Raw genomic sequence first — 11,864 nt, 5'->3', positions numbered from 1 at the left:
CAAATCAATCGCGAGAGCTTGCCAAATCTCGGCGATTCTTTGTTCTAGGGAGTGAATCTAAAAGTTCAAATTTCCCAGGTAAAATCGACTAACCGATTAAAACTTAGGCACATTTTGCCCAACTAACTACTAACTTTTAACTATTACTTATGCCGTTAATTCGCGTTCCCAAACCTTGGGAAATTCTCGAACCCCAAATTACCCCAGAAACAGCCTTTCTCAACCGCCGCCGGTTCATGACAAATTTAATTGGCGCCGGCGTGACAGCTTCGCTGCTGCCGCTGACCGGCTGCCAAAGCAATCCTAGCTCAAAAACTGCTCTGGATCAAAGCTCAACCCAAGCATATTCGGAATTGAGCCGGAATCCCGACTTTGCGAAAGTCGATCGAGCGATTACCGACCAAGCCTTAGCTACAAAATACAACAATTTTTACGAATACGGCGGCACAAAATCTATTTGGCAAGCCGCTCAAGCTTTGCCAACAGAAAACTGGAAAGTAGAAGTAGGCGGTTTAGTAAAAAATCCCCGCACTTATGATATTGACGACCTCTACAAAAAATTTCCTATCGAAGAACGAGTTTATCGATTTCGCTGCGTAGAAGCCTGGGCGATGGTAGTTCCTTGGGTCGGATTTCCCATGAAATTACTGATGGCTGATGTCGAACCGCAATCGAAGGCTAAATTCGTTCGCTTCACCTCATTTTACGACTCCAAAATTACTCCCGGCCCCGGTTTGATGTCGCAATTTTATCCTTGGCCTTATACCGAAGGTCTGCGAATTGAAGAAATGGCCAACGATTTAGCATTTTTCGCCACAGGCTTGTATGGCCGGCAGCTACCAAAACAAAATGGTGCGCCGCTGCGGCAAGTGATTCCTTGGAAATACGGTTTTAAGGGCGCAAAATCAATTGTAAAAATTGAATTTGTCGAACAACAGCCCGCCACTTTTTGGAATACAATCGGCCCCAACGAATACGCTTTTGAAGCAAATGTCGAACCCGACAAGCCGCACCCCAGATGGTCGCAGGCCAGCGAACGGATAGTCGGCCCCGGTAACAGTTGGTCGTGGGAAAGTCGCCCAACTTTGCCCTATAACGGTTACGGCGAATATGTAGCTAGTTTGTACAGTTAATTAAGTACGCGAGATGTAATGTGAGGAACAAGCCGAAAAGCCTGTTCCTCACATTATTAATGTCTCTCTTTTCTCTTTCTCTGCGCCCTCTGCGTTCTCTGCGGTTAATAAAAAAAAAATCTTTTTTTTTCGATTATAAAAAATGAAATACAGGACACGGGAGTGCCGTGTCCGTACCCGATACCTGCACTATGTTTGTAAATTTTACCTTGAATTTGCAGTCTATCGACTACAATAAAAATTGATGAAGCTACCAAGGAATTGTTAAATGGTAACAACAACATCAACTCCCGTCGATCAGCAAGTTACCCCAGCAGAAAACCGAGTTGTTTTAAAAGGTGTCAGTTGGTCAACTTTTAAGGCATTGCTGGCAGATGTTGGGGACGATAGAGCTTGGAGAATTGCTTACGATGGAGGAGTATTAGAAATCAGGATGCCACATCTCGAACATGAAGTTCCGAAAGGACTGATAGAAAGCTTTATTGAAGCTACAGCAGACGAGCTAGAAATCGAAGTGATGAAAGCTGGTTCTCTGACTCTGGAACGGGAAGATTTAACTCGTGCTGTCGAACCTGATACTTGTTTCTACATTCAAAATGAAGCCAGCGTCAGAGGTAAAAGAGATATCAACCTCCCAGAGGATTTGCCGCCTGATTTAGCAATAGAGTCGGATTACACGAATTCTTCAGTTAATAAAGATTCCATATATGCGGCTCTTGGTGTTCCCGAACTGTGGAGGTATCGCCGGGAATCTCTGCAAGTTTATCAACTTGTAGAGGGAAAATATGAAATGTGCGAGATCAGTTTAGCTTTTCCGTTTTTACCCGTTGCCGAAATCCCCAGTTTCATCGAACAAAGCAGAACCATCGGACAGCGTGCGGCGGTTCGTTTGTTTCGGCAAAGAATTAGAGAGATTTTACAGAGTCAAAGTTAACGCAAAAATCAGACTTAGTTTAGTTGAAGAACTAGCAAATTAATTTAACTTACATCAGCGTTAATCAGCCTTCATCTGCAGTTTAAAAAAGCTTTAATTTTGCTCTAAAATCATTTAAGAAATTGCTGCACTCTCTGCCAAACTCTTTCTAGCAAATCTGGTGCGCTAACATCAAACCATTCAATTTCAGGATAGGCCCGAAACCACGTCCCCTGTCTCTTCGCAAATTGCCGCGTGTGCAAAATGGTTAATTCTTTGGCTTCTTCCAGCTTAATGTCGCCAGCCAAATATTGTTTCATTTCCTGATAGCCCAGCGTGTTCAACAGTGGCAAGTCGCAGCCGTATTTTTTACACAAATATTCTACTTCCGCGATCCAACCGCGTTCTAGCATTTGTTCGGTGCGCTGTTTGATACGATCGACCAAAACATCGATCGCGCAATCCAACCCAATTTGTAAAATAGGATAATTGGGAGGATTTTCGCCCTGCTGTTCGGAAATAGGGCGACCGGTCGCATAAAATACTTCCAGTGCTCTTAAAGTTCTTACTGGGTCATTGAGGTGAATTTTCTCAGCGGCAGAGCGATCGACCTGCTGCAACATCGCGTAACATTGAGATTGTCCGAGTTCTGCTAGTTGCGATCGCAATTCGGGCATCGGCCCTACCCTCGGAATTTTTAAACCGCGCACGATCGATTTAATATATAAGCCCGTCCCTCCCACCAACAACAGAGGAGAATCAACAGCAGCTATTAAATTTTGAGCTTGCTGTTGGTAATCAGCTAATGTCAGAGTTTCGGTCGGATCGCAGATGTCAATTAAGTGATGCGGTACACAAGTGCGATCGACCGCCGTCGGTTTTGCCGTTCCGATGTCAAATTCGCGGTACACTTGACGAGAGTCCGCACTCAGGATCGAAGATTGCAGTCGCCCCGCCAAAGCCAATGCCACTCCCGACTTCCCCGTCGCCGTCGCCCCACAAATCGTAATTAATTTAGACATAGCTTACTTCCTTGCGGGCGATCGCACCCAAACTCCTCTAGCTGACAACAAACACTCCTCCCCGATCCAAGCCATCCATCCCCTCAATAAATTTCCCTTCAGAATGCCCTAGCATCGCCATTAACCGTTTTGTGTTATAACTTTAGAAGTTTTATCATTTTAAAAGCTTTTGGGGCTTTAGACCTCATTATTGGAGGTATTGTTGTATGACTGGCAGCTACAGCGCCGACCAAATTCAAGTTCTCGAAGACCACGAAGCAGTTCGGAAACGACCGGGAATGTACATCGGTTCGATCGGCCCGCGAGGACTGCACCATCTAGTTTACGAGGTTGCGGACAATTCGATCGACGAAGCGCTGGCCGGTTACTGCACTCGCATCGAAGTTGACCTCAACGCTGACGGTTCTGTTACCGTGACAGATAACGGCCGGGGAATTCCCACTGAGATTCATTCCAAAACTGGCAAATCATTCTTGGAAACAGTTTTCACAGTTATCCACTTTGCCGGCCGGCGCGACAGCCACGACGGCTACAAGGTTTCAGGAGGTCTCCACGGAGTTGGGGTAGCAATTGTCAATGCTTTGTCTCAATGGTTGCAGGTAACTGTTTGGCGCGAGGGGCAAATTTACAGCCAGCGTTTTGACAAAGGCGTCGCTGTTACGCCGCTGACAGCTAAACTGAGTCCCGAAAACCGCATGGGTACGTCGATTTGTTTCAAACCAGATGTGGAGATTTTTAAGAATGGCATTGAGTTCGATCGCGCCACTCTTGCCCTTCATCTGCGGCAGCTTGCTTATCTCAATCCCGGTTTGAAAATTATTTTGACTGACAACCGCTTGGAAATGCTAGGGAGCAGTTCTCCCTGCATCGAAACTTACTGCTTCCCCGGCGGCATCCGGGAATATGTCGCCTACCTGAACTCTGATGTCGAACCGCTGGACGAAGATATTATTTACATTCAGGGCGATCGGGACGGCGTACAAGTAGAAATAGCCTGTCAGTGGCACCTTCTAAATCAAGATAATTCCTACAGCCGACTGTTTGGTTTTACTAACTGCGTTCGGAATATCGATGGTGGCACTTACATTAACACCTTTCAATTGGCAGTGAGGCGGGTGGTAAGTGCGATCGGCCGCCAACTGGGCAAGCTCAAAGACACAGACCGAATTTTAGATTGGGATCAGGTTTTAGAGTGCGGCTTCACTGGCATCATTGCCGTTAAAGTACCGAATCCCGTTTTTGAAGGCCCGTTAAAAGGTCGGTTAGGCAATCCGGAGGTAAAAGAAATCGTTAAATCTTTGGTGGAAAACGGGTTGAGGGAGTATCTGAACGCCCGCCCCGAAGTAGCTGGGGCAATCGCGCAACAGGCGATCGAGGCCCGCGACGCAGTGGCGGCCGCACGCCAAGCGCTAGCAGTTCGGAGACACCAGAAGAGGTACAAAACAATTATTGGCAAGCGCCGACAACCGGGCGATCGCACTTCTCAACCTTCCGGCTAACAGCCCCGCCACCAAATGTCAATAGCTCCCCAAGTAAAACTACTATGCCGGGTACGTCCCCCCGATAAATTTCCCTTCAGAAAGCCCTAGCATCGCCTTTAACGGTTTTGTGCTATAATTTTAGGAGTTTTCCCATTTTTGAAGCTTTCGGGGCTTTAGGCCTCATTATTGGAGCTATTTTTGTATGACCAGCAGCTACAGCGCCGACCAGATTCAAGTTCTCGAAGGTCTCGAAGCAGTCCGCAAACGACCGGGGATGTACATCGGTACCACCGGCCCGCGAGGACTCCACCATCTAGTTTACGAGGTTGTGGACAATTCCATAGATGAGGCGCTGGCTGGCCACTGCACTCACATCGAGATTGACATCAACGCCGACGGTTCCGTTACCGTGACCGACGACGGCCGGGGTATTCCCACCGGCATCGTTGCCAAGACTGGCAAATCGGGAATAGAAACAGTAATGACTGTACTCCACGCCGGCGGTAAATTTGGCGGTGGTGGTTACAAGGTTTCTGGAGGATTGCACGGTGTAGGTATTTCTGTTGTTAACGCGCTGTCCGAGTGGGTAGAAGTGACCGTTTGGCGCGACCAAAAAGAACATTTACAGCGCTACGAAAGAGGCAATCCAGTTACTGAACTTACTGCCAAGCCCAACAAAGGCACTCGCACCGGCACTTCAGTTTCTTTCTTGCCTGATACTCAAATATTTAGCACTGGCATTGAATTTGATTACACTACACTCGCGGGGCGCTTGCGAGAATTGGGTTACTTGAATGCGGGCGTGAGAATTACGTTTAGCGACCACCGTTTGGAACTGCTCAAAAGTAGCGAACCTCGCATCGAAACATACTGTTACGAGGGCGGAATCAAGGAATATATCGCCTACATGAACCGCGAAAAGCAGCCTCTGCACGAAGAAGTGATCTACGTGCAAGGCGAACGCAACAACGTGCAGATAGAAGTGGCTTTGCAGTGGTGCGTCGATGCTTTTAGCGACAACGTTCTAGGTTTTGCTAACAACATTCGGACGATCGACGGTGGCACGCACTTAGAAGGTTTGAAGGCAGTTTTGACGCGGACGATGAATTCGATCGCCCGCAAGCGCAACAAAATCAAAGAAAACGAGCCCAACCTCGCCGGCGAAAACGTTCGCGAAGGTTTGACAGCCGTCATTTCTGTGAAAGTCCCAGACCCGGAATTTGAAGGCCAAACTAAAACTAAACTGGGCAATACCGAAGTCCGGGGAATTGTGGATTCCTTGGTAGGCGAAGTATTGACAGAATATTTGGAGTTTCGCCCCCAAGTAGCCGACGCTATTTTGGAAAAAGCAATTCAGGCATTTAAGGCCGCTGAAGCCGCCCGTCGTGCCCGCGATTTAGTGCGCCGAAAATCAGTCTTAGAATCGTCTCCTTTGCCTGGAAAATTAGCGGACTGTAGCTCCAGAGACCCCGCCCTGTCTGAGATATACCTGGTCGAGGGGGATTCCGCGGGGGGCTGTTTTTTTTCATTTCAGGAAATAAAATTAGCTGACGGCACCACAAAAACTATCAAACAGATAGTTGACGAACAAGCAGAAGGTAAAGAACACTTTTGCTACACCATTCGCGAGAGTGGAAACATCGGGTTTGAGCGAATAACTAATGCTCGGATGACTAAAGCAAATGCTGAAGTTGTCAAACTGACATTAGACAATGGGGAGACAATAACTTGCACTCCCGACCATCCATTCATGTTGCGGGATGGCACTTACAAAGCAGCCGCCATGCTGACACCGGAAGATTCATTAATGCCGTTCCACAGCAAGTTGTCGGAAAAAAACAAACAGGGTCAGGGACTTAACGGTTACGAAATGGTTTGGAATCCCAACAGTGATAAGTGGATTTACACCCATCTTTTAGCGGATTTTTACAACCTAAAACACGGTGTCTATCAAGCATCTGAGGGCAATCACCGCCATCACGTTGATTTCAATAAACTCAACAACAATCCGACAAATATTCAGCGAATGTCGGCTGAGGATCACTTGGCTTTACACCGCGCGAACCTTGAGAAAACCTTGCACAGGCCCGATGTCATTGAAAAGAGCCGTCAAGCTCACATGACCGATGAATTTCGGGCGATGATGAAAGAGCGGATGCGGCAGCCGGAAACGCGACAAATTCTTTCGGAACAGGCGAAAGCTCAGTGGGAAGATGAAGAGTATAAAGCTTACATGATGAGCAAGTGGCGGGAGTTTTACGATACTGATGAAACTTATCGCCAGCAGAATAATGAACTGCTGAACCAAGCCCAGCAAGAGTATTGGAGTTCCGAAGAAAACCGTTTGGCTCAGTCGGAACGGGTTCGCAATCATTTTGCTAACAATCCTGAAGCACGGGAGACTCATTCTCAACTTGCTCAAGAACAGTGGCAAGATGAGAATTTGTTGGAGTGGCGGCGCGAAAAAACTAAGGAACAGTGGACGCCGGAGTTTCGCCAGAAACGTAAAGAAGCTTTGAACGAAACTTATTACCGCAAAACTCTTGAAGCTTTGAAGGCTGTTGAGATGAAAATGGGCTGGATTGATGTTGATTATTACAATATCTACCGCCGCACGAAAAAAGATAAGTGTTTGTTGAAGTATGAGAGTTTTTGCGATCGCTACTTTAATGGTGATGCACTATATGCTCGCCAAGCGGTTCGGAATTACAACCACCGCGTTGTCAAGATCGAAGCTGTAGAGGAACGCTACGATGTTTACGACATCGAAGTGCCCAACAGTCACAACTTTGCATTAGGGGCGGGAATTTTTGTCCATAACAGTGCAAAACAAGGGCGCGATCGCCAATTCCAAGCAATCCTGCCTTTGCGCGGTAAAATTCTCAACATTGAGAAAACCGACGACGCCAAAATCTACAAAAATAACGAAATTCAATCGTTAATTACAGCCCTGGGTTTGGGCATCAAAGGCGAAGAATTCGATCCGGGTCAATTGCGGTATCACCACATCGTAATTATGACTGACGCTGACGTAGATGGTGCTCACATCCGCACGCTGTTGCTGACTTTCTTCTACCGCTATCAGCGTGCGCTTGTAGAACAAGGTTACATCTATATTGCTTGTCCTCCTCTCTATAAAGTGGAACGGGGACGCAATCATTACTACTGTTACAGCGATCGCGAAATGAACAATCTCATCCGCAATGAATTTCCGGCGAATGCTAATTACACCATTCAGCGGTTCAAAGGTTTGGGGGAAATGATGCCGACACAGTTGTGGGATACAACGATGAACCCAGAAACTCGGACGCTGAAACGGGTGGAAATTGAAGACGCTGCTGAGGCCGATCGCATCTTTACGATCTTAATGGGCGATCGTGTCGCCCCCCGCCGCGAATTCATCGAAACCTACGGCCCCAAACTCAACCTCCTCGACTTGGACATCTAAGTTAGTTGACAGTTGACAGTTGACAGTTGTTTGCTGGCGAGGATGAGTCATTAGTCATTAGTCATTAGTTAGTGGCTGATGACTGATGACTGATGACTACTGACTACTGCCAACTGCCAACTGACTACTGACGACTGACTACTGCCAACTTTTGTTATAAAAATTAATACAATCTCTCATCAAATCGATCTAAGGTAAACACTTAGGTAAATTTTAGATTTTTGGCGACTTGATCGACCCTCACAAAAATAGAAGGTTGGACAGTATAGCGTCAACGACCCAGGTCTAAAGAGATTGGGCTTCTAGCCTAAGACTTAAACCGCAGTTGACCAGACTCAGTACCTTGGTACTACGTTAACGGTAAGAGTTAAAGACCTACCAGGGAATGCGAAGCTAGTTCCTTGCCAAGCGAAATTTAGGATTAAACAGACTTATTGGGTTAAATCAGTGTCCTAGATATAGTACCGGCCGTTAACTAAGGCGCAAGCTAACATCACCCCGAAAGGGAGGCTCGAAAGAGCAAACATTATGCGATCGCGGGTTGCCAAATTTGAGAGGGTAATTTCGATGCACGCTCCCCTAGCTGAAGTGTCCCATCGAAATTACATTACATTCATTACACTCCCATCTAGCAATCCTCGTGTAATGCAAAGATTCACGGCGGTTTCAACCGCCGAGCCGTTTCCATCTCAGGTCTAAAGACGCTGAGTTTCCCACTTACCGAATTTTTTTATGAGCATCAATTTAGCGACCAAATTGCGTGAGGGAACGAAAAAGTCCCACACAATGGCAGAAAACGTCGGTTTTGTCAAGTGTTTTTTAAAAGGCGTTGTAGAAAAAACTTCTTACCGGAAGTTAGTAGGAAACCTCTACTTTGTCTACTCGGCAATGGAAGAGGAAATGGAACGCCAAAAGCAGCATCCGGTTGTTTCAAAAATTTACTTTTCTGAGTTGAATCGCAAACACAGCTTAGAGCAAGATTTATTTTACTACTACGGTGCGAATTGGCGCGAACAAGTAGCCCCCTCAGCCGCAGCTAAAGCTTATGTGGAGCGAATTCGCGAGATTTCGGCGACCGCACCGGAACTGTTAGTAGCTCACTCTTACACTCGCTACCTTGGCGATTTATCGGGCGGACAAATCCTGAAGGGAATTGCCCAGCGCGGGATGAATCTTTCCGAGGGAGAAGGCACTGCTTTCTATGAATTCCAGGATATTCCTGATGAAAAAGAATTCAAGGGTAACTACCGTCAGGCAATGAATGAACTGCCGATTGACGAAGCAACAGCAGAGCGAATTGTTGACGAAGCTAATGCAGCTTTTGGCATGAACATGAAGATGTTTATGGAGTTAGAAGGCAATTTGATTAAAGCTGTCGGTCAGATGCTTTTCAATACCCTGACACGGAAGCGCGGTGGTGCTAGTACCGAATTGGCTACTGCTGATTGAGTTAAAGCTCACAGCAGATAATTTGAGCCTCGTTTAAGAGGAAAAACTTAAATCCTGGGGGTTTGATGGCTGCTTTTACAGTCACCAACTCTCCGGGATTTTGAATTGTGTTCCTCTGCAAAATCAGTCCGCGCGAGCGGAGCTATCCCGAAGGGAATCATCCGCCAGTAACTCCTCAAATTTTTCCGCTGTATCTCCGGCTACACCCAGAATTTGACCTGTTAAGGGAAACATCGCCGGCAACAGTTCAATCAACGCCACCATTTCCACCATCCGCACAATTCCCAACGCTTTCGCCTCAGTTGGTAGCAGTGCAGGTGTGGGGTATTTCGCCTCCAGATTAACCAGAATTGCCAGCGACTCAACCAAAGTCAAATCTTCATCTATTCATACAGGAATGCGATGGAAAGGGTTGATTGCGGAGAATTCCGGCCCAAATTGGTCGCCATCTAGGTTAAGGGCGATCGGCTCAAAAGCAATCTGCTTTTCCAGCGCCACCCACAGGCGGCGATCGTTCAGAGAAATTGGAGTGTAGTACAACTTCAGCATCGGATTCACCACCCGCGACACTACCAGTTTAGCTCCCAAACATCTTGATTGATCAGGGGTTTACCGAATAGGTAATTAGTCATGTCACATACTTTTGGACAGGCTTGACTGCAAGTGCGATCGCCCCCTTGGGTTGTAGTACGCGAAGTCAAGCGCCACCCCGTCCAAACAGCAATTTGTGAGGCTGTAGCTCAATTGGGAGAGCGTCGCTCTGTCACAGCGAAGGTAGCGGGATCGAAACCCGTCAACCTCGTCTCCGTTTCCGGGAGTTACGAGTTTTAAAGTCCCATAGGCAAATTGGTTTAAGCCGTCTGCCCCTCAAGCAGAAGATTGCGAGTTCAAACCTCGTCGGGAATCCCAGGTTAGGTGGCCGATCAGAAGTATTTTTAGATTGGCAATTCTGAGATAGTTAAGTTAAACTTCTAAGTGTTAAATAAGAGTTTGTGTATTGCAGGCAATGAATAATTTTGTTCTTGAACCAACTCATGAAAATCTCGAACGCTATAAAAGAGTACAAGGTGAAGAGACTTATTGGCATACCGCAGATTTCTTTCTGTTTGACCCCAACATTAAAAATGAACTCTCGATCATTTTCGATTCTTATATGGAGGCATTTATGGAGTCTGATGAAGAGGACGAAGATGAGGCTAGTCGCAAAATTGCTTTTTCGCTTGGCAGAATGATCGTCAAAGCAGCTAGAGAGATTGGAGTCTCACCCAAAGACTTTCGAGATCAGTTTAATAACTACGCAACAGTGATTTGGACTCCCATTTGTATATGGCGGAAGGATAATTTAGGTGAAATCAGCTATTCCTTAATGAGTGGTTTACAATGCAGCTCAGAAAAAATTTTATTACCCCCTTTCTAAAACAAAAAATAGCGATCGCCTATATTACAGCACTTCCGGATGTTATGAGGTACAGTAGCAGCAATTAGTAAACCAGTTTTTGAGATGTTTCGGATTAATTAAGTCAAGAGCCACAGCAATTATCGTATCAACCATTTGAGTGGTGGTTGGCGAAAACTGTCGCAACAAAGATTTGAGTTGCGACCACCATAATTCAATTGGATTAAAATCAGGAGAGTATGGGGACAAACACAAGATAGAAGCACCCACCGCTTCAATCATGGGCTTAATTGAATCTACTTTATGCGCTGGTAAGTTATCAATTCACGTCTACTGCTCCCGACCACAATTGTGGCACTAAGCATTTGTCGATAAACACCTCAAATGCTTGGCTATCCATCGAGTTGTCTAGGGTCATTAATGCTACTACTTGCGTGAGACTAATTGCACCAATTACTGTGACTTTCTTACCTCGATAAAAAGGTTTGACCGCATAGGCTCTCGTCCCTCGTTGGGAACGCGCATGAGTTCTGGTTAAACCTAGCAATACTCCAGTTTCATCTAAAAAGACTAGATTTTTTGGGTCGATATGCTTGACTTTTTCCCAATACTCTAACCTTAATTTCATGACTCTTTCAGTGCCTGCTTGGCTACTCCTAACTGTTTTTTTTTACGATTTAATCCCAACTTGTGTAAGGCGTTACACATGGCTGTTCTACCCACCCAATTTCCCGTCTTCTGAGCAAATAACTCACACAATTCTAGTAAGGTTGCATCGGGATGTGCTGCCACTATTTCTCTCAAAGAAGCTGTGGAATTATTCAAATGACTATATCTCGGTTTTCCCCTGGGTTTCGGCTGTAAATTACCCTCTATTTTTTGTTGCTTGACCAGTTTTTGAACTAAACTTTTACTGACGGAAAATATCGCTGCTGTTTTTCTGATCGACAGCTTCTGATCTTGATGGGCTGCTACTATTTTTGTCCGCAAATCTACTGAATATGCTTTCATTGGTGTATTTT

The 11,864-nt window shown here is 46.1% G+C and carries 12 protein-coding genes and 2 tRNA genes; 8 read left to right on the top strand and 6 right to left on the bottom strand.

Annotation, left to right across the window (positions count from 1 at the left end):
- The first annotated feature begins 149 nt into the window (after nt 1-149).
- Nucleotides 150-1,133, top strand: coding sequence for a protein-methionine-sulfoxide reductase catalytic subunit MsrP (msrP, locus tag QUB12_RS17760; protein WP_333307836.1), 984 nt, complete (start codon nt 150-152; stop codon nt 1,131-1,133).
- A gap of 268 nt (nt 1,134-1,401) precedes the next feature.
- Nucleotides 1,402-2,067, top strand: a complete 666-nt coding sequence (locus QUB12_RS17755; protein ID WP_333307833.1) for a Uma2 family endonuclease — start codon at nt 1,402-1,404, stop codon at nt 2,065-2,067.
- Nucleotides 2,068-2,177: 110 nt separating this feature from the next.
- On the opposite strand, the gene miaA is transcribed toward QUB12_RS17755, so the two are convergent.
- Nucleotides 2,178-3,068: a tRNA (adenosine(37)-N6)-dimethylallyltransferase MiaA gene (gene miaA, locus QUB12_RS17750; protein ID WP_333307831.1), complete on the bottom strand. Its 891-nt coding sequence runs from the start codon at nt 3,066-3,068 to the stop codon at nt 2,178-2,180.
- A gap of 206 nt (nt 3,069-3,274) precedes the next feature.
- Between miaA and QUB12_RS17745 the strand changes: the two genes are divergently transcribed.
- From QUB12_RS17745 to QUB12_RS17735, 3 genes are all read left to right on the top strand, one after another.
- Entirely contained in the window at nt 3,275-4,567 is a 1,293-nt protein-coding gene (locus QUB12_RS17745; protein WP_333307829.1) for an ATP-binding protein, read from the top strand.
- Between the two features lie 184 nt (nt 4,568-4,751).
- Complete coding sequence (gene gyrB / locus QUB12_RS17740; protein WP_333307827.1) at nt 4,752-7,997, top strand: DNA topoisomerase (ATP-hydrolyzing) subunit B; 3,246 nt, start codon at nt 4,752-4,754, stop codon at nt 7,995-7,997.
- Between the two features lie 732 nt (nt 7,998-8,729).
- Complete coding sequence (locus QUB12_RS17735) at nt 8,730-9,446, top strand: heme oxygenase (biliverdin-producing) (RefSeq protein ID WP_333145482.1); 717 nt, start codon at nt 8,730-8,732, stop codon at nt 9,444-9,446.
- Between the two features lie 123 nt (nt 9,447-9,569).
- On the opposite strand, the gene QUB12_RS17730 is transcribed toward QUB12_RS17735, so the two are convergent.
- Entirely contained in the window at nt 9,570-9,821 is a 252-nt protein-coding gene (locus tag QUB12_RS17730) for a hypothetical protein (RefSeq protein WP_333145484.1), read from the bottom strand.
- 12 nt (nt 9,822-9,833) lie between these two features.
- Nucleotides 9,834-10,034 (bottom strand): glutathione S-transferase family protein, encoded by a 201-nt coding sequence (locus QUB12_RS17725; protein WP_333145486.1) that lies wholly within the window; start codon nt 10,032-10,034, stop codon nt 9,834-9,836.
- Between the two features lie 141 nt (nt 10,035-10,175).
- Between QUB12_RS17725 and QUB12_RS17720 the strand changes: the two genes are divergently transcribed.
- From QUB12_RS17720 to QUB12_RS17710, 3 genes are all read left to right on the top strand, one after another.
- A tRNA-Asp gene (locus QUB12_RS17720) sits at nt 10,176-10,248 on the top strand.
- A gap of 29 nt (nt 10,249-10,277) precedes the next feature.
- A tRNA-Glu gene (locus QUB12_RS17715) sits at nt 10,278-10,355 on the top strand.
- A gap of 97 nt (nt 10,356-10,452) precedes the next feature.
- A complete protein-coding gene (locus tag QUB12_RS17710; protein ID WP_333145488.1) occupies nt 10,453-10,863 on the top strand; it encodes a hypothetical protein in 411 nt (136 codons plus the stop codon).
- Nucleotides 10,864-10,905: 42 nt separating this feature from the next.
- Here QUB12_RS17710 and QUB12_RS37605 read toward each other — a convergent pair whose 3' ends face one another.
- From QUB12_RS37605 to QUB12_RS17700, 3 genes are read right to left on the bottom strand one after another with little or no spacing between them, the layout of a single operon-like run.
- Nucleotides 10,906-11,166, bottom strand: coding sequence for a transposase (locus QUB12_RS37605; protein WP_445252130.1), 261 nt, complete (start codon nt 11,164-11,166; stop codon nt 10,906-10,908).
- Complete coding sequence (locus QUB12_RS17705; RefSeq protein ID WP_333145493.1) at nt 11,162-11,470, bottom strand: transposase; 309 nt, start codon at nt 11,468-11,470, stop codon at nt 11,162-11,164. The genes QUB12_RS37605 and QUB12_RS17705 overlap by 5 nt, the downstream gene beginning before the upstream one ends.
- Nucleotides 11,467-11,853 carry an IS630 transposase-related protein gene (locus tag QUB12_RS17700; RefSeq protein ID WP_333307826.1) on the bottom strand — a complete coding sequence of 129 codons (387 nt, stop codon included), beginning with the start codon at nt 11,851-11,853 and terminating at the stop codon, nt 11,467-11,469. Before QUB12_RS17700 ends, QUB12_RS17705 begins: the two co-directional genes overlap by 4 nt.
- Nucleotides 11,854-11,864 lie beyond the last annotated feature (11 nt).

Origin of the sequence: Microcoleus sp. B7-D4 (assembly GCF_036705125.1) — a bacterium.
In the GTDB taxonomy this organism is placed as follows: domain Bacteria; phylum Cyanobacteriota; class Cyanobacteriia; order Cyanobacteriales; family Microcoleaceae; genus Microcoleus.
This window is presented reverse-complemented; position numbering and strand designations above follow the sequence as displayed.